General features: G+C 66.7%; 16 protein-coding genes. 11 read left to right on the top strand and 5 right to left on the bottom strand.

Going from position 1 to position 17,032, the window contains the following annotated elements:
* Positions 1 to 26: 26 nt before the first annotated feature.
* Positions 27 to 1,094, bottom strand: coding sequence for a sensor histidine kinase (locus tag FHS55_RS10880; RefSeq protein ID WP_210286919.1), 1,068 nt, complete (start codon positions 1,092 to 1,094; stop codon positions 27 to 29).
* A 547-nt stretch (positions 1,095 to 1,641) separates the two neighbouring features.
* On the opposite strand from FHS55_RS10880, the gene FHS55_RS10875 reads away from it, so the two are divergent.
* The 6 genes from FHS55_RS10875 (at position 1,642) to FHS55_RS10850 (ending at position 9,479) form a co-directional block, all read left to right on the top strand.
* Positions 1,642 to 2,532 carry an ABC transporter substrate-binding protein gene (locus tag FHS55_RS10875; RefSeq protein ID WP_343056123.1) on the top strand — a complete coding sequence of 297 codons (891 nt, stop codon included), beginning with the start codon at positions 1,642 to 1,644 and terminating at the stop codon, positions 2,530 to 2,532.
* A 75-nt stretch (positions 2,533 to 2,607) separates the two neighbouring features.
* Positions 2,608 to 4,242, top strand: a complete 1,635-nt coding sequence (locus FHS55_RS10870) for an amino acid ABC transporter permease/ATP-binding protein (RefSeq protein WP_183189746.1) — start codon at positions 2,608 to 2,610, stop codon at positions 4,240 to 4,242.
* A gap of 60 nt (positions 4,243 to 4,302) precedes the next feature.
* Positions 4,303 to 5,541: an acetamidase/formamidase family protein gene (locus tag FHS55_RS10865; protein ID WP_183189745.1), complete on the top strand. Its 1,239-nt coding sequence runs from the start codon at positions 4,303 to 4,305 to the stop codon at positions 5,539 to 5,541.
* 75 nt (positions 5,542 to 5,616) lie between these two features.
* Positions 5,617 to 7,956, top strand: coding sequence for an acetamidase/formamidase family protein (locus tag FHS55_RS10860; RefSeq protein WP_183189744.1), 2,340 nt, complete (start codon positions 5,617 to 5,619; stop codon positions 7,954 to 7,956).
* A gap of 280 nt (positions 7,957 to 8,236) precedes the next feature.
* Positions 8,237 to 8,947, top strand: coding sequence for a glutathione S-transferase family protein (locus FHS55_RS10855; RefSeq protein WP_183189743.1), 711 nt, complete (start codon positions 8,237 to 8,239; stop codon positions 8,945 to 8,947).
* A gap of 322 nt (positions 8,948 to 9,269) precedes the next feature.
* Positions 9,270 to 9,479 (top strand): cold-shock protein, encoded by a 210-nt coding sequence (locus FHS55_RS10850; protein WP_183189742.1) that lies wholly within the window; start codon positions 9,270 to 9,272, stop codon positions 9,477 to 9,479.
* A gap of 694 nt (positions 9,480 to 10,173) precedes the next feature.
* Here the strand turns inward: FHS55_RS10850 and FHS55_RS10845 are convergent.
* The gene (locus FHS55_RS10845) at positions 10,174 to 10,464 is read right to left on the bottom strand and encodes an RNA-binding S4 domain-containing protein (RefSeq protein WP_183189741.1); all 291 of its coding nucleotides are present in this window, start codon (positions 10,462 to 10,464) and stop codon (positions 10,174 to 10,176) included.
* Between the two features lie 53 nt (positions 10,465 to 10,517).
* Positions 10,518 to 11,348 (bottom strand): SHOCT domain-containing protein, encoded by an 831-nt coding sequence (locus tag FHS55_RS10840; protein ID WP_183189740.1) that lies wholly within the window; start codon positions 11,346 to 11,348, stop codon positions 10,518 to 10,520.
* Between the two features lie 405 nt (positions 11,349 to 11,753).
* Between FHS55_RS10840 and rpsU the strand changes: the two genes are divergently transcribed.
* From rpsU to FHS55_RS10820, 4 genes are all read left to right on the top strand, one after another.
* A complete protein-coding gene (gene rpsU / locus FHS55_RS10835; RefSeq protein WP_183189821.1) occupies positions 11,754 to 12,035 on the top strand; it encodes a 30S ribosomal protein S21 in 282 nt (93 codons plus the stop codon).
* A gap of 175 nt (positions 12,036 to 12,210) precedes the next feature.
* Entirely contained in the window at positions 12,211 to 12,420 is a 210-nt protein-coding gene (locus tag FHS55_RS10830) for a cold-shock protein (RefSeq protein ID WP_183189739.1), read from the top strand.
* 106 nt (positions 12,421 to 12,526) lie between these two features.
* A complete protein-coding gene (locus tag FHS55_RS10825; RefSeq protein ID WP_183189738.1) occupies positions 12,527 to 12,751 on the top strand; it encodes a hypothetical protein in 225 nt (74 codons plus the stop codon).
* 402 nt (positions 12,752 to 13,153) lie between these two features.
* Entirely contained in the window at positions 13,154 to 13,732 is a 579-nt protein-coding gene (locus FHS55_RS10820; protein WP_183189737.1) for a fasciclin domain-containing protein, read from the top strand.
* A 193-nt stretch (positions 13,733 to 13,925) separates the two neighbouring features.
* Here the strand turns inward: FHS55_RS10820 and FHS55_RS10815 are convergent, their stop codons facing one another.
* Both FHS55_RS10815 and FHS55_RS10810 read right to left on the bottom strand, forming a co-directional pair.
* A complete protein-coding gene (locus FHS55_RS10815; RefSeq protein ID WP_183189736.1) occupies positions 13,926 to 14,483 on the bottom strand; it encodes a hypothetical protein in 558 nt (185 codons plus the stop codon).
* A gap of 117 nt (positions 14,484 to 14,600) precedes the next feature.
* On the bottom strand, positions 14,601 to 15,998 hold the full coding sequence (locus FHS55_RS10810; protein ID WP_183189735.1) for an MFS transporter: 1,398 nt from the start codon (positions 15,996 to 15,998) through the stop codon (positions 14,601 to 14,603).
* Between the two features lie 106 nt (positions 15,999 to 16,104).
* Here FHS55_RS10810 and FHS55_RS10805 point away from each other — a divergent pair, with 106 nt between their 5' ends.
* A complete protein-coding gene (locus tag FHS55_RS10805) occupies positions 16,105 to 17,007 on the top strand; it encodes a LysR family transcriptional regulator (protein ID WP_183189820.1) in 903 nt (300 codons plus the stop codon).
* Positions 17,008 to 17,032 lie beyond the last annotated feature (25 nt).

Genomic DNA, 17,032 nt, shown 5'->3' with positions numbered 1-17,032 from the left:
ATAGCGTTTTGCTGCGCAATAGGTTCCTATTCGGCCGCTGGAACGTCCGTCTGGCGATGGGCAGCTCCGCTATGGCGAATGGTGATGTTCGTACCGGGGTTCGCATCGCTCAATTCGATCGTTCCCTCAAGATTGCGGGCAAGCGCCTCGACAATGCCGGTGCCAAGGCCCGCCTTGGGCGCATCGGCCCCCCTCGGCATGCCGATGCCGTCATCGGAGACCGACAGGGTCCAGTCCTTGCCGCTCGAGTGGTAATCGATCGTGATGCGGCCTTTCGACTGGTCCGGGAAAGCATGCTTGAGTGAATTGATCACCAGTTCGGTGACGATGAGGCCCAGGCTGATGGAGACGTCGGCGTCCACCGCGCTGTCATCCACCGTGACCGCGATCGACAGCCGCTCGCCATCGGCAATCATCGAAGCGCCGAGACTTTCGCAGAGCTGGGTAAAATAGGTCGAGAGATCGACCTTGCCCGCTTTTGAGGTGGAGAGCTGCTTCTGCACGGCCGCGATCGACATGACCCGGTGATGGGCATTGTGGAGATGCCCGCGCGCCTCTTCGGACTGCACCCGGCGCGCGCTCTGCATGAGAACGCTGGCGATGATCTGCAGGCTGTTCGCGACCCTGTGCTGCACCTCCTGCAAGAGGATGGCCTTTTCCCGGACGAGATCGTCCTTCAGACGCGCCTCGGCGCGTATGTCCGTCACGTCGGTGATAGCCAGCAGCAGCCGGATACGCTCCTTGTCGCCATCGTCGAGCTGCCGGGCGTTCACGACCAGTCGTCGTGTCATCTGGTCCGGCCGTTCGAGGTCAATTTCATAGGCGTCGATCTGCGCGCTGCCCGAGGCGGTCGCCTTCAGCAGGGAGGCAAGCCGGGGCAGGGCCCATTCGCCTTTTCCGAGATCGCTCAGACGTCGGCCGGGAATGGTCGCGGGGTCGATGCCAAAGGCGCGGCAGAAGGACGTGCTCGCCGCGATGACTTTCTGGTCCATGGTCAGGAAAAGCAGCGGCTCGTTCGAGGAGACCACCACGGCCAGCGTGCTCGCCGCTTCGAGATGCGCAGTCGGTTCTTGTTTCACGACTATGGCCCTCATGGGCCGAAAACTCGCGGGGCGAGCCATCACTCGGCAGGAACGCCGTCAAATACCGGATCTCAGGATGACGCTCTGGAATAACCTATCACAGGGGTGGTGAAGGGGCGTCGGATTTAATCGGCGTGGCGGCGCGAACAACAGGCTGGGTTCGCGCGTCTTATCCCTTGGCCCTTGCGCAGGCTGGTGGCGCGCTCCCACGCATCGTTGCGCGTACTCTCGCTGCCGGGTTGTGAGCCGGGCGCTCCGCTGGGCGAGGGGGACGCTGGCGGATTCATCACCCGTTGGTCATCTGGCCGCGGGATCCAGCGTAAGCGATATGCGCTTCATCGCCGGTGATCGGTTGGGTATGCCCATGCATTGGGCAGCGCTTGCCTGAATGTTGGCAGCTGCCCGTCCAACAATCGGTGCGCCCAGAGACAAGTATCCCGCGGAGGTCCTGCGCCACACTCGGCTCCTCAGTCCCCGTCACCGCGCATGGGCGTGCGGAAGCAGAGGAGAAGGTTCAGTGGCACTCAATCTCATCAGGCATTTCGGCGGGGGTCGCGAGATCGGCACCGCGCCGCTCCGGTCGGCGCTGCTCGGGGCTCTGGGCCTCGCCGTCGCCGCCACCGGCATGGTGGCGGGTCTGCCGCAGCCGGCGAAGGCCGCGTCTCCGGCCGCCTGCGCCGCGCTTCAGGCCAAGTATCCCTCGCTCAAGGGCAAGACGCTGGTCAACGCCATCAACCCGCACACGCCGGGCTACGAGACCATCGATCCCCAGGACCCATCCAAGTATATCGGCTTCGATATCGATCTCGGCGAGGCCATCGGCGACTGCCTCGGCTTCAAGATCACCTACACGCCGGTGACCTTCGCGTCGCTGCTGACCACGCTTCAGGCGGGCCAGGCGGACATTGTCATCTCCGACATCTACGCAACCAAGGACCGCGCCAAGGCGGCCGACTTCATCACCTATCTCAAGGTGTTCGATGGCGTGCTGGTGGCCAAGGGCAATCCCAAGGGCATCACCGGCATCGACCTGTCGCTCTGCGGCACGGTAGCGGCCGAGAATACCGGCTATGTCGAGGTGCCGCTGATCCAGGCGCTGGAAGGTGAGTGCAAGAAGGCCGGCAAGCCGGCGCCGGAAATCCTGCTGTTCGACAACAACGCCAACTGCATCCAGGCGATTCTCGCCGGTCGGGCCGACACTTACATCAACGACGTGAACACGGTCGACGGCGCGGTGAAGGCCTATCCCGACAAGCTGGCGAAGGCGACGGCGGTGACGCTGCCCTATTCCGTGGGCATCGCCGTGCCGCGCAACAAGGTCGAGTTCCGCGATGCGGTCATGGCGGCGCTGACCGAAATCCAGAAGGCCGGCCTCCAGGCCGAGCTGATGAAGAAGTGGAACCTGCCGGCCGAGCAGCTGGAAGCGCCCACTCTCGTTCTGGCCGACTGAGGTCCTTCAACGTCTCCCGAGCCGCGGGTGGGCCAAGCGCCCGCGGCCGGGTCTGCCAGGATCGCGATGAGGCCCATGGATCTTTTCCTGCACTATCTGCGCATGCCGTACCTCATCGACGGGGTGGGCTACACGCTGCTGATCACGCTGCTCGGGTTGCTCGGCGGCCTGGCCATGGGCGTCGTGCTGGCGGCTATGCAACTCAGCCGGTTTCGGACGCTCGCCATCGTCGCGCGTACCTATTCGATCATCTTCCGCGGCACGCCGCTGATCCTGCAGATGGTGTTCTGCTACAATGCCCTGCCGATGATCGGCATCAAGCTCTCGGCCATCGCGGCGGCCGGGCTCGCCCTGGCGCTCAACGAGGCGCCCTTCATCGCCGAGATCCTCCGCTCCAACGTGATCGGCGTCGATCGCGGGCAGGTGAGCGCGGGCCAGGCGCTGGGGATGACGCCGGCGGCCATCATGCGCCGGGTGATCGCGCCTCAGGCCATCCGTTCCATGGTGCCGGCGCTCGGCAACGAGGCGGTGAGCGCGCTGAAGAATTCCTCGCTCGCCTCGGTCGTGGCCGTGCAGGAGCTGACGCTGCGCTCGACGCAGCTCGCCTCGGCGACCTTCGATTTCTTTTCCGTCTTTTTCGCCTCGGGACTGATCTACCTGATCCTGACCGGGGCCATCGCGGCCATCCAGATCGTCGTCGAGATGCTGCTGGACCTTGATCGGCCGCCGCCGAAGCAGCAGCTTGCCCGCTTCCTGCGCGCGCTGATGCCCGGTCGTGCCCAGCCGGCCGCCGTGGCGGTGGCGACGCCGCCCGATGTCGCGGCGGAGATCCTCGCCGACATCGTCGCCGATCCCCTGCCGCCGGCATCGGCGAAGGCCGCGCGGCCGCCGCAGGCCAGCGCGCCGCTGGATCGCGCGGCGCGGGCCCGGCGTCTGGCCGGCAACAATGTCGCGGTGGATGTGCAGGGCCTGCGCAAGAGCTATGGCACCCAGCCCGTGCTGCAGGGGGTCGACCTCTCGGTGCGCGCCGGCGAGGTAGTCGCGCTGCTGGGTCCGAGCGGATCGGGCAAGAGCACGCTGCTGCGCTGCATCAATCGGCTGGAGGGCTGGCAGGACGGCGCGATCCGCGTCGGCGGCCGCCGGCTCGGCAGTGACGAGGCGGGGCGCCCGCTCTCCCCACGCGGCATCGCGCAGATGCGCGCCAGCGTGGGGGTCGGCATGGTGTTCCAGCAGTTCAACCTGTTCGGCCATCTCACCGCCAGGGAGAACATTGCCGGCCCCCTCCGCTGGGTGCAGGGCCTGTCGCGCCTTGAGGCCGACCGGCGCGCGCAGGAATTGCTGGAGCGTGTCGGCCTTGCCCATCGTGCCGATGCGCTGCCGCGTCATCTCTCCGGCGGCCAGCAGCAGCGCGTCGCCATCGCCCGCGCCGTGGCGCCCGGTCCCGCCGTGCTGCTGCTCGACGAGCCGACCTCCGCGCTCGACCCGGAACTGGTGGGCGAGGTGCTGGAGGTTATCCGCCGCCTCGCGGTGGAGGAGGGGCTCGCCATGATCATTTCGACCCACCAGCTGCGCTTCGCCGGCGAAGTCGCGGACCGCATCGTGTTTCTCGCCGAGGGAACCGTGATCGAGCAAGGGCCGGCCGAACAGGTCCTGCGGGCCCCGAGCCATCCGCTCACCGCCCGGTTCCTGAGCACCATGAACGCCGAATAGCGGTGCGTCGCCCGTCCTCGCGCGGCGGCCGGACCACCCGTGTCAGATCAGAGGCCCGACATGACCAAGCATTATCTGCCCGCCACGCCGGAAACCGTTCACTGGGGCTATTTCAGCCGAACGCTGGCGCCGGTGCTCACCATCCGCTCGGGTGACAGCGTCACGGTGGAGAGCATCACCCACCACGCCAATGATGATTACGAGCGGATGATCGCCGGCGATCCGGCTGCCGAGAAAATCTTCCTCTGGACCAAGGATGAGAAGACCCTGCGCCGCCGCGGGGCGGGCGCCACCGAGGGGCCGTTCACCCATGGCGCGGGCGAGGGGCTCGGCGTTCACCTGCTCACCGGCCCCATCGCGGTCGAGGGCGCGCAGCCGGGCGACGTTCTTGAGGTGCGGGTGATCGATACCTATCCCCGCCCGAGCGCCAACCCGGCCTATAAGGGGCGCTTCTTCGGCTCCAACCCTTCGGCCAACTGGGGCTTCCAGTATAACGACCTGATCGAGGAGCCGAAGAAGCGCGAGGTCGTGACCATCTACGAGCTCGACATGGGCGAAGCATCGGTGACGGCGCTCTATTCCTATCTCTGGACGTCGCAGACCGACCCGGACGGCATCGTCCATCCCACCATCGATTATCCCGGCGTGCGGGTCGACCATGCAACGGTCGTCAAGAAGGAGGGCATCCTTTCCGGCATCAAGGTGCCCGCGCGGCTGCATTTCGGCACCATGGGCCTGGCGCCGGCCGAGGCGGATTACGTCTCCACCATTCCGCCCAACTATACCGGCGGCAACATGGATGACTGGCGCATCGCCAAGGGCGCGCGGATGTACTACCCCGTGGCGGTGGCGGGGGCGCTGTTTTCCTGCGGCGATGCCCATGCCTCGCAGGGCGACAGCGAACTGTCCGGCACGGCCATCGAGATTTCGCTCACCGGCGAATTCGAGTTCATCCTGCACAAGAAGGCCGACCTTGACGGCACGGTTCTCGAGGGGCTGAACCATCCGCTGCTGGAAAATGATGATGTCTGGTCGGTTTACGGTTTCAGCGTCGCCAATTATCTGACCGAGCTTGGTCCGGACCACCAGAGCGAAATCCTCAAGCGCTCCAGCCTCGATGGCGCGATGCGGGACGCCTTCCGCAAGCTGCGCCGTTTCCTGATGACCACGCAGAAGCTTACCGAGGACGAGGCGATCTCGCTCATGTCGGTGGCGGCCGACTTCGCGGTGACGCAGGTGGTCGATGCCAATTGGGGCGTCACCGGCACGATCCGCAAGAGCCTGTTCGCGGGCCGCTGACCCCCGGGGCCCGCCGCGGTGGCTCGGGCAAGGCATGATTCTTGCCTGAATGGTTCCGATGCCAAGGTCGGAACCATGAGCGCGCAGCCGTTCACGAGCGAATCCTATTCCGGCGATGTGCGCGAGCGTGCATGGCAGGATGTGCTACGCGGTTTCGGCCTTGAATGCCTGGGCTCGCGCAGCGGCGCGCCGGTGCAGGCCACGGCGCTGTGGCGGCTTTCCTCCGCCGGCGTGCGTCTGGGCAGGGTGTCGGCCGATGCCCCGATCCTGCGTTCGCTGCCCGCACGCGGAGGGTTGCCGCTGCTCGTGCTGCCGGTGGACAGCAGCGCGGTGCTGACCGTGGGCGACGAGCAGCAGATCGTGCGGGCCGGGCAGATCATCCTCGCCCCGCGCGAGAGCGACTGGCAGCTGCAGTTCCAGCGCGGGTTGCGCGCTATCGTGCTCTCGGTGGTGCCGGAGGCCTTCCGTGGGCGAAAGGCCCCCTCGCTTGCGGCCTGTCCGCCCCGCGTCTTCGCCGCCGAAGGGCTGGCCGGCATTCTCGCCGGCACCACGGGCGCGGCGGTGGGCGCGCTCGACCGGCTCTCCGACCCGGAATGGGAGGCGGTCGCGCAGAGCGTGGCCGAGCTTCTGCTCCAGCTTTCCGCCGAGCTGGTGACGACGACGGCCGATCCCTCCTCCAGCCGCGCGGCTCTGCTCCAGCGCCTCTATGCGATCATCGAGCGCAGCATTGGCCGGGAGGATATTTCGGTCGCCGAGGTGGCCCAGGCCGAGGGCATCTCCGAACGCTATGTGCAGAAGCTGTTCGAGAGCACCGGCGAGAGCTTCAGCCACTATGTGCGCGAGCGCCGGCTGCAACGCGCCTGGCATGATCTCGCCAACGCGGCGGAGGCGGCCGTTCCCATTTCGGAAATCGCCTATCGCTACGGTTTCTCCGATTCCGCCCATTTCAGCCGGCTGTTTCGCGAGCGCTTCGGCCTGCCGCCGCGTGAACTGCGCCGGCGCGAGGCCACGCGGGACAGCCAGGCGACCCTGCCCAATGGCCAGCGCGGCTGGCCACAGGAGGCTCTCGCCCAGCTGCGCGCGCGCCAGACCCGGGCCGATCCCGACACGCGCCGCATCGTGGCGCCGGGTGGAGCCGCGCGGCCCGAGCGCACCCCGCAGGCGCCGATGCGCCATTACCTGCCGGTGAACGCCCAGAACATTCACTGGGGCTATTTCAGCCGCTCCCTGAAGCCGCTGATCGAGATCGCCTCGGGTGACATCGTCACGATCGAGACGCTGACGCAGCATGCCTCGGATGATCCCGAGCGCATGATCGAAGGCGATCCCGGCGCGGAAAGCGTCTTCCACTGGACGTCCGGCTCCAAGGCGGTGGACCGGCGCGGCGCCGGGCCGCTGGACGCATCGGTGTTCGGCCGGGGCGCCGGCGAGGGGTTCGGCGTGCATATCTGCACCGGGCCCATCGCCGTGCGCGACGCCCAGCCCGGCGATGTGCTGGAGGTGCGCATCCTCGACATCGAACCGCGCCCCTCCTGCCACCCCGATCACGCGGGCCGGGTCTTCGGCAGCAGCGTCGCGGCCTGGTGGGGATTTCACTATTCGGAGTTTCTCGACGAACCGCACCCGCGCGAGACCGTGACGATCTACGAGATTTTCACGGCGACGGACGAGCCCCACGCGCGGGCCATCCATTCCTATCGCTGGGAGCCCCAGACCGATCCGTCCGGCACGCGGCACGCGCTGTATGATTATCCCGGCGTGCTGGTTAAGCCGGAGACGATTCTGCCCCGGCGCAATGTGCTGGAGGGCGTGCGCATCCCCCTGCGGCCGCATTTCGGCGTCATCGCGGTGGCCCCGCGCGAGGCGGAACTGGTGGATTCCGTTCCCCCCGCCTATTTCGGCGGAAATCTCGACAATTGGCGGCTCGGCAAGGGCGCGGCGGTCTACCTCCCGGTATCGGTTCCGGGGGCGCTGCTCTCGGTGGGCGATCCACATGCCGCGCAGGGCGATGGGGAACTGTCCGGAACGGCCATCGAGTGCTCCATGACCGGAACCTTCCGGGTCGTGTTGCACAAGAAGGCCGACATTGCCGGCACCGTGCTCGCCGACCTGACCTATCCTCTGATCGAGACCCCCGAAAGCTGGGTGCTGACCGGCTTCAGCCACCCCAACTATCTCGCGGAATTCGGCGCCAACGGCCAAAGCGAGGTCTATGCGAAATCCTCGCTCGATCTTGCCATGCGCGACGCCTTCCGCAAGGTGCGGCGTTTCCTCATGACCACCAAGGGCCTGAGCGAGGACGAGGCCATCGCGCTGATGTCGGCGGCCGTCGATTTCGGCATCACCCAGGTGGTGGACGGCAACTGGGGGGTCCATGCCATCCTCAGCAAGCGCCTGTTTCCGGATAGGGCCTGAGGGAGCCGGCGCGATCGTGCCTGCGCCATGCGACCGGGACTCGGCTTCATCCCGCCGATTCGGGTGCGTGACGGTTCGCGAGGCCCCGCGAGGCGCGGCGCACGGGCAGGCCCATCGCGGCGCGCGGCGCGGCATCCGCCGTCGTGACGATTGATGGAAAGCGTGGCGCCAATGTCGCCGATTTGTGCGAAGCTGAGCGCGAGCCGCGCACGGCTGCCTCGGCTGCCGAGAGGTCGAGCGGGGCGGATGCTCAGGCCAGGATTCTCTCCCGGGGGCAGGCATGATCACCCTCTTTTCCTATCCTGCCTTGTTCGGCGTCGCCGATAACAATGGATACGGGCTGAAGGTCTTCGCCTGTTTCAGGCTGGCGGGCGTGCCGTTCGTCCATCGCCATAGCTTCGATGCATCGGCGGCCCCGCGCAGCCAGTTGCCTTACATCACGGATGATGACGCGGTCATCGGCGACAGCGATGCCATCATCGACCATGTGGCGCGGCGGCACGGGGCCGATCTCGATGCGGGGCTGTCGCTTGCACAACGGCAAACCGGCGTCATGTTGCGGCGCACGCTGGATGATCTCTACTGGGTCATGTCCTATTCGCGATGGAAGGACGAGGCGTTCTGGCCGGCTTTCAGCGCGGCGCTGCGCGATCAGCATCCCTCCCTCACCGAAGACGATCTGATCCGTGCCCGCAGCTACAATGAGCAGCGCTACCATTATCAGGGAATCGGTCGTTTTGAGCCGCCGCAGGCCTATGCCCGGGGAATCGCCGATCTCGATGCGATCGAGGGCCTGCTGCCGGATCACGGTTTCCTGTTCGGTGGCGAACCCGGCAGCGCGGATGCCGCCATTTACGGCTTTATCGCCAACATCTTGTTCTACCCCATCGAGACGCCACTGAAACGGCATCTGGCCGGCCTGCCCCGGCTGGTGCGCCATTGCCATCGGATCCACGAGCGGATCACCGGAACGCCGCCCCGCCCCGCCTGACGCCAGCGCGTGGACGCGGTCGCGCCGGGAATTCTGGCGGTGGCGGGGGTGTGGACGATTCGCCCCGATCGGGGCTCGCTCGCCAATTGTCCCGCGAACGCGCCTCGCTCAACGGGCACTTTCCATACCTGCGCGCGACGCATCTGGGGGCGCTGGCGCCCCGCCCACCGCAACGATCCGCGCCGGACAGGGCGGAGCGCGCACATTTGCGGGCCATCGACAGTGGGAGAGGCATGGTGCCTGCGCCGCGATCTATGCTAGATCGGTAGCCAAGCTCGACACCGAGCGACGATGGCAAGACAGTCAATCTAGGGGAAGTTTCGTGGCGACCGGTACCGTGAAGTGGTTTAACGAACAGAAGGGCTACGGCTTTATTCAGCCGGATCAGGGCGGGCAGGACGTGTTCGTGCACATCAGCGCCGTGCAGCGCGCCGGCCTGCAGAGCCTCAGCGATGGTCAGAAGGTTTCCTATGAAATCGAGACCGATCGCCGTTCGGGCAAGCAGTCGGCCGGGGATATCCGCCCCGCCTGACGCAGGATCGACAGCCCGCCCCGCCGCATGCTCGAAGGCATTCGGCGGGGCGCCGCTCGATTTTCCCGGCGTCCGCGGATATGCGCCGGGACCTGCCGAGACGTTGATGCCCGCCACGGGATGGCGGAGCCCCTGGACCCGAGATCCGGCCAATCGCCGTGAAGACGGGCGTCTCAGGGCGGTACGCGCGCTTTGACCGCGTGGCCTGCATCCTGTGGTTCGCCGCAACCCATTCGGCTGTCTCCCCATCAAGGGCGATCGGCAGCTTGTTAGCCTTGGCTTCGCGCGGCCCGATTGTATTCCCGATCTGCGTCCCGCCTCGCGCCTCCTTGTGCGAATCACTCGCCGCGCGAGGCTGCTGCTGAGCGTGCGATATGCATCATGCGCCTGCACCTTCCTGCGCCTTTCGGTCGGGGCAGTGGGGCACGGCCTGTTCTTCTCGATCGATGAATGTCCCCATCCGCAGGCCCGAGACGGGCCGCGTCGGGTCTGCTGTTCCCGTGCCAGCCAGCGGATCCATCTGCCGCGCCCGATCGTCAGGCGTGCGTGACTTCAGAGCCTGTTCGGAAGCCCTTCCACCTAGTCACCCGGGAAGGACCGCAGGCCATAGCCGGGATCAGGATGGTATCTCGATGGAAGATCTCCGCTCCTCGCCGCTGGCGGCGGACGGGATGGCGGCGCTCCCGAGGGTTTTTCACACAGGCTCCTGGAGCAGCGTGTACAGGCCCTGTGCCTCTTCCACAGGCCCGCGTCGCTCCGGCAACGCCTCTATTCGCACCACCACGACGCGGTGGGGCAGGGCGATCGTGAGCACGTCGCCGGGCCGCACGGCGCGACTCGGCTTGTCCAGCCGGGTCTGCTGGCCGCTGCGGGTCAGCCGCACGCGCCCGCGCTCGATCACCTCGACCGCCAAAGCGCGCGTCTTCACGAAACGCGCGTACCACAGCCAGATATCCGCGCGGGTTGCGAGAGCGTCCGCGGACATGTCGCGTGTCCTGTCCTGACGATGTCTGCGGGGTCGTCTATCTGCGGGGCCGTCTACAGGCGCGCGAGCAACTCGGTTTTCTTGGTCGCGAATTCCTCCTCGGACAGAATGCCCTTGGACCGCAGGTCGGCGAGGCGCTCAAGCATCGCGAAGATGTCGTCGCTGCCGCGCGCGCCAGGCTGGGCAGTCTGCGCGGCGGGTGCGATGGCGGGTGGGGAGGGCTGCACGCTCGCAGGCGCCGTGTCCGCCATCGGTGCCGGCGCGGCGTTCCAGCGGCTCTCCTGCTCCAGGTTGTCGTGCCGGGCGTCGCTCTCGCGAAAATGGCTGTCGATCCGCGGCAGCGCCGAGAGCCAGACCGTGCCGAACTGGCTGGAGAAACGGAGCGACTGGTCGCTGCCCTGCTGCTGCGACACGCCGGAAATCATATGCTCGCCGGTATCATAGATCGCCTGCGCGCCGGCCTTCTCGATCACCAGACGCCGTGATCCGGGAAAGAACGCGTAGCGCAGGTCGTTCTGCGCGCCCGAGGAGCTCGGGCTGCCGAATTCGGCCGGCCACCAGTTTCCCGCGCCGGAGACGCCGCCCGATCCGTAAAGCCCGGGCTCGGCGCCGAGCGCGGGATTTTGCGCCAGCGCATCGGAAATCTCCGTGCATAGCGTGTCGACCCGATATTTGAGGCCCTGGTTGAACATGTCGCCAACCATGATCATGCCGCCGCGCGACCATTGGCCCATGCCGCCCAGCTCCGGATGGCTGAACTGCGCCATGGTGCCACCGCCCGCCGCCACGGCGCGCAGCAGGGTCTCGACAGCGTCGGTGCCAAGGCCATGGCGGGCGGCGAAATCCTCGATGAAACGCTGCTTCACGTTCTGCGCGTCTGTCATTCCAACTCCGTCGACATCCAGGATGAGGGCGCGGCTCAGGATCGCGTGTGGCCGATCCTGCTTAGCCGAGATGGGCGGGCTTCGCCAACGCCAATGGCCGCATGACAGGATCGGGATGGCCGGGTATCGCGCGGGTGCATCCGCCCGGCGCGCGCGTTCCGGTTCATCCTTCGCGACACTCGCGAGATCGGCGTGCGGCTCCAAATAAACCGCGTCCCCGCCGGCGTTGCCGCGATGTGGAACGATCGAATTCGCGCACCCGCACCGGCGCGGCCAACGCCAATTCTTGCCGATCCCTGAGCGGCATTTCAATATTGCGCGGAAAGGTCCATATTGAGAAAGCTTCCGGCAATATCGCCGCGAGGTTGAAACGGCTTCGCCGAGAAGCCCATGATCGGAAATGCTTTGCAGGTCTTAGTGAGGGATAATAATGTCGACCAGGCGCTGCGCGTTCTCAAAAAGAAGATGCAGCGTGAAGGTATTTTTCGGGAGATGAAAGCCCGGCGTGCCTATGAGAAGCCCTCCGAGCGCCGCAATCGCGAAGACGCCGAGGCCATTCGTCGGGCGCGCAAGGCGGCCCGCAAGCAGGCCGTGCGCGATGGTCTCATTGCCGCGCCGAAGAAGAAGCCCCTGCTCGGCCGCGGTGCTCCGGGCGCTGCCGCCGTGAGGCCCTCCGAACCAAAATAGGCCAACTATGGGCTTGTAATACTGGCGATTAGCTGTATAGTATCCCAATCGATCTGCACGTTGAATTTTGTTTGCGCTCCGGCGCCGTGGCGAACTTCCTCTCAAATCGATGCTTACGTGACATTCGCGGCAACGTGAATGATTGAATTTCTATGTCGATTAAAAAGGTATCGTCATGACGACAGGAACCGTGAAGTGGTTCAACGGGCAGAAGGGCTACGGCTTCATTCAGCCTGACAATGGTGGTTCGGACGTGTTCGTCCACATTTCCGCCGTGGAGCGTGCTGGTCTCTCTGGCCTCAGCGATGGTCAGAAGGTGTCGTTCGACATCGAGTCCGACCGCCGCACCGGCAAGCAGTCCGCGGGCAACATCAAGGCCGCGTGAGGAATTGCCTCCGGTCCTTGACCACGGATGTACTGGCACCGATCGTCGAGGCAGTTTTGGGAAGGCCGGGGTAACCCGGCCTTTTTTCATGTCGGGGATTGGAGCGATGGCGAAGAAGATCGAGAACAATCCGTTCAAGCCGCGGCCGACACCGTCCGAAACCAAGGCCGATTCCATTTCGCGCGTCGCGATGGGAATGGTCGAGCAGGAAACGGTCCGTCGCGATGCGAAGACGGCCCGCCTGCGCGAGGCTCGCCTCGCCAAGGAAGCCAGCGACGCGACAGCCGAGCGCGCCGCATCCAGCCCGACCCGTGGCAAAGCCCGCGGCTGATCCTTGCCTTTCCGGCGCCCCGCCCGCGGCGCGGTTTATGGCGCCTGTCGCCCGAAGATGATCGCTTGCAATGCGCGCGTCTGAGCCGCGCGTGCGGCCATTCTCCGCGATGACGTCGTCGGGCTCGCCTCCCATCTTTCGATTGCCCTTTCCGGGCATAGCGACTGCCGGCCGCTGCGGTGCAACCTGCTTCGCCACCGTGCCCCCCGCTATCTGCCCTGCCCAAGGGATGCACCTGCGACGCCTCCCGACGCCGCGGCGGATCGGCCCGGCTCTTCTTTGCCAATCGCGCCGCTTTCACCCGACCCGCATCACGAACGCCTGATCGACTGAGCCTCCGGCGCGCGGGGTTCGTAGAGCTGACGACCCTGCAGAACGCATGGTCTTCACAGGAGACGTCCCATGACGCTCAAGCTGACGAACCTCGCCCTGACGGCCATCATGTCCGGCCTGATCATCGCCGCACCGGTCATCGCTGTCCCGGCCTTGGCCGCGACCACCGTGATGGTCGGTGGCGCGTCGATGATGTCGGACGCGAAGATCCCCGAGAATGCCGCCAAGGCCAGCAATCTCAAGACTCTGGTGGCGGCGCTCAAGGCCGCCGGCCTTGTCGATACCTTGAACGGGAAGGGGCCCTTCACGGTGTTCGCGCCCACCGATGCCGCCTTCGCCAAGCTGCCTCCCGGCACGGTGGACAAGCTCGTCCAGCCCGAGATGAAGCCGCAGCTCACGGCGATCCTCACCTATCACGTCGTGCCCGGACGGCTGACGGCCGCCGACCTCAAGGCGGACGCGATGAAGCACGGCGGGAAGGCCACGCTCAAGACGGTGGAGGGGCAGACGCTCACTGTCGAGGAGAAGATGGGCAAATGGGTGGTGGTCGATCAGGCCGGCCACACCGCCACCATCGAGACGCCGGACGTGCTCCAGTCCAACGGGGTGGTGCATGTCATCAACGCCGTGCTGATGCCGAAATCCTGAAACTCCGCAATCCTGTCGACAGAGGGCCGCCGCGCGCGGCCCTTTTGTCCGGTGCGGCGCCGCTCCGCCTGATGGCGCTCCTCCCGGCGATCCCGCCGTCGCGCGCGCCGACGCCTCGGGTCAGAGCGTTTCCCGCGAGAGGTGATCGACTTTCGCGTCTTGAAATGCTCCAACTGATCACGCGGAAAGTGCTCTAGTAGCGGATGGGCGAGAGGATGATCACGCCCGTCACGGCCAGCACGCAATAGACAATGACGACGGCCGACTGCGCCGCTCGGCCGGGGATGAGGGCGCCCGCGGCGCTCGTTACCGCCAGCGATGCCACCAGCAGCGTTCCCACGGAGCGCAACGGGCTGTTCCAGAACCACCCGTTCGCGGCGATGGCGACCCCGTGATAGAGCGCGAGCAGCAGCAGCGCCCAGCGACCATCCCGGGCGAAGGCCTCGGACGGGTTGGTCACATCGGTGTCGGTAGGCACGATGAGCGCCGCGGCGAGAAACAGCAGCATCACCAGCAGCACCAGGAAACTGAAATCGCCCAGGCTCCAGCCGGGCCGCGTGGCGAGTTCGGCCAGCGCCCACCAGAACTGCAGGATTTCTCCCAGTACGATGCCGGCTACCGATAGCGGCAGCCAGTCAATGCCGCCGCGATGGCGCGACTTGAAGGCGATGACGAAGCCCGAGAGAAGCCGGGCGATGCCGAGGCCCAGCATGGTCGACAGAACAACGGCGACCCAGTGAAAAATATCCATGCACGCGTTTTGCCGCGATTTCCGCCTCGGTGGAAGCGCCGGCGCGCCTCAAAAGCGCGGGATCGGGACAATCGCAAGCTCCCGGCCAGCGCGCGGCCGTGAGGTTCGCGGAGAGCCTCACATGCTGCCGCGCGCGTCGGGCCGGCACGACTTGGGGCTGGAAGACTTGGGGCTGGAAGATTTGGGGTTGTAAGCTTTGGGGCTGCCAGACTCGGCCAGTGCTGGCAGGCCGAGCGCCAGCCCCGCGCCGGCCAGCGCCAGCGCACCGGTGAGGGCGGCAATGGAAACCCAGCCGCCATGCTCCCAGAACCAGCCGCCGATGGAGCCGGTGACGCTTGAGCCGATATAGTAGAACAACAGGTAGAGCGAGGCGGCATGGCCCTTTGACAGGCCGGCGAGCCGCCCGACGGAACTGCTCGTCACCGAATGGCCGATGAAGAAGCCGGTGGCCACCAGCGCAACGCCGCCGGCGATGGCGACAAGCGGCGATGCCATGGTCAGCAGCACGCCGGCGAGCATGATCAGGAAGCCGGCCACCACAAGCGGCCGACGGCCGAAGCGATCGGCCAGGCTGCCCGCCAGCGATGACGAGACGATGCCGAAGCCGAAGGCCAGGAACAGCATGCTCACCTGCGTCTGGCTGAGATGGTAGGGTGCGCCGGAGAGCCGGAAGGTGGAATAGTTGAACAGCGTGACGAAGATGCTCGTCAGCAGGAAGCCGATTCCATAAAGCCGCAGCAGCGCCCGATTGCGCAGGTGCCCGGCCCAGGCGGAGAGGTGAAAGCTCAGGCTGAGATCGCGCTGCGGCACGAAATGGCGTGAGCGCGGCAGCAGCAGCAGGAAGCCGACAGCCGAGAGGATGCACAGCACGCCCAGCACCCCGAGTGCCGCGCGCCAGGAGGCGAACTCGGTCATCAGCCCCATGCCGACCCGGCCGATCATCGCGCCGAAAGCGGTGCCGCCGATATAGAGCCCCATCGCCTTGCCGAGATGGCTGGGCTCGATCTCCTCGGCGAGATAGGCCATGGCCACCGCCGGCACGCCGCCGAGCACGAAGCCTTCCAGCGCGCGCGCCGCCAGCAGCCCGTGCCAGCTCGGCGCCAGCGCGGCGGCGAGATTGAGCAGCGCCGCCAGCAGCATGGAGCCGAACATCAGCCCGCGCCGGCCCAGCATCTGCGAGAAAGCCCCGGCCAGCACGATGGAAAGGGCCAGCAGCCCGGTGGTCAGCGACAGCGCCAGCGAACTCTCCGCCGGGCTGAGCGCGAAACTGTGCGCGAAGGCCGGCAGCAGCGGCTGCACGCAATAGATCAGGGAGAAGCTCGCGAATCCGGCGAGGAACAGCGCGAGCCCGGCACGGCGATAGGCAACCGTACCGCTGCGGATCCAGCCAGCAGACGCACCCGCCGCGAAGCCGGGGCGGGACGTGTCGATCGAGGCGTCGAGCGCAATCGTCGGGGATGAGGGGGCGAGGGAGGTCGGGGCGGTCGTCTCGGCAGCTATCGCGGGTGGGCACATCGGAGGCCATTCCTGTTTCGACAGGGAGATAGCCACGCCGCCGGCATCCGTCCAATATATGGAAATGACGTTTGTCATCTGCAAAAGGTATGGGATGGGTATGGTCATGGAGCTGCGCCACATCCGCTATTTCCTGGCCGTGGCCGAGGAAGGCAATTTCACCCGGGCGGCGGCGCGCCTCGGCATCGGCCAGCCGCCGCTCAGTTCGCAGATCAAGGATCTGGAGAGGGAAGTCGGCGCGCAGCTGTTCCATCGGGTGGCGCACGGGGCCGAGCTGACCGAGGCTGGCCGGGCGTTTCGCGCGGGCGTGGCGACGATGCCCGATCAGGCCACGGTCGCGATCCGATCCGCGCGGCGTGCGGCCAGCGGCGAAACCGGCCAACTCGGCGTCGGCCTCACCGGCACCGCCGCGTTCAACCCGCTGGTGCCGGCGGCGATCCGCGCGTTCCGCCGCGCCTATCCCGATGTCGAGCTCAGGATCGAGGAGGCCAGTTCCTTCGTGCTGCTCTCCAGCCTGGTGGAAGGGCGGCTGGATGTCGCCATTCTGCGCCCCGCCGAATCGGACCCGCAGGACCTGCGCGAGGAGAGCCTCATGGAGGAGCCGCTGGTGGCGGCGCTGCCGGCCGGCCATCCCGAGGCCCGGGGGGCGGAGCCGCTGGACCTCACGAGGCTGAAGGAGGATCCGCTCATCCTTACACCGCGCTCGGTCGGCACCAGCCTGCATGATGCCGCACTCGCCGCCTGCCGCGCGGTCGGCTTCGAGCCAAGGCTCGGCCAGCCGGCCCCGCAGATCGCCTCCATCCTGTCACTGGTCGCCGCCGAGTTCGGCGTGTCGCTGGTGCCCGCCTCGCTCGGGCAGCTCAACGTGCCGGGCGTAGCGTTTCGGACGGTCCGTGCGCCCGAGCCGCGCGTTGGGCTGGTCGTGGCCTATCGCAAGGACCGCCCGCCGCAACTGGCACTGAACTTCGCCAAGGCCGCCCGCGCCGTCCGCGCACGAGTGACCGGCTGATCGAGGCCCGCCGCATCCGGGCTGG

Source organism: Ancylobacter tetraedralis (assembly GCF_014195655.1).
Taxonomy (GTDB): Bacteria; Pseudomonadota; Alphaproteobacteria; order Rhizobiales; family Xanthobacteraceae; genus Ancylobacter; species Ancylobacter tetraedralis.
The sequence above is the reverse complement of the archived record's forward strand: the minus strand, read 5'-3'. Positions and strand labels throughout refer to the sequence as shown.

Excerpts from the sequence above, each read along its gene's own strand:
- FHS55_RS10865 (WP_183189745.1), top strand. The coding sequence starts at position 4,303 with ATGACCAAGCATTATCTGCCCGCCACGCCGGAAACCGTTCACTGGGGC.
- FHS55_RS10815 (WP_183189736.1), bottom strand. The coding sequence starts at position 14,483 with ATGGATATTTTTCACTGGGTCGCCGTTGTTCTGTCGACCATGCTGGGC.
- FHS55_RS10880 (WP_210286919.1), bottom strand. The coding sequence starts at position 1,094 with ATGAGGGCCATAGTCGTGAAACAAGAACCGACTGCGCATCTCGAAGCG.
- FHS55_RS10870 (WP_183189746.1), top strand. The coding sequence starts at position 2,608 with ATGGATCTTTTCCTGCACTATCTGCGCATGCCGTACCTCATCGACGGG.
- FHS55_RS10830 (WP_183189739.1), top strand. The coding sequence starts at position 12,211 with ATGACGACAGGAACCGTGAAGTGGTTCAACGGGCAGAAGGGCTACGGC.
- FHS55_RS10810 (WP_183189735.1), bottom strand. The coding sequence starts at position 15,998 with ATGTGCCCACCCGCGATAGCTGCCGAGACGACCGCCCCGACCTCCCTC.
- FHS55_RS10855 (WP_183189743.1), top strand. The coding sequence starts at position 8,237 with ATGATCACCCTCTTTTCCTATCCTGCCTTGTTCGGCGTCGCCGATAAC.
- FHS55_RS10860 (WP_183189744.1), top strand. The coding sequence starts at position 5,617 with ATGAGCGCGCAGCCGTTCACGAGCGAATCCTATTCCGGCGATGTGCGC.
- FHS55_RS10845 (WP_183189741.1), bottom strand. The coding sequence starts at position 10,464 with ATGTCCGCGGACGCTCTCGCAACCCGCGCGGATATCTGGCTGTGGTAC.
- FHS55_RS10840 (WP_183189740.1), bottom strand. The coding sequence starts at position 11,348 with ATGACAGACGCGCAGAACGTGAAGCAGCGTTTCATCGAGGATTTCGCC.
- FHS55_RS10825 (WP_183189738.1), top strand. The coding sequence starts at position 12,527 with ATGGCGAAGAAGATCGAGAACAATCCGTTCAAGCCGCGGCCGACACCG.
- FHS55_RS10820 (WP_183189737.1), top strand. The coding sequence starts at position 13,154 with ATGACGCTCAAGCTGACGAACCTCGCCCTGACGGCCATCATGTCCGGC.
- FHS55_RS10805 (WP_183189820.1), top strand. The coding sequence starts at position 16,105 with ATGGAGCTGCGCCACATCCGCTATTTCCTGGCCGTGGCCGAGGAAGGC.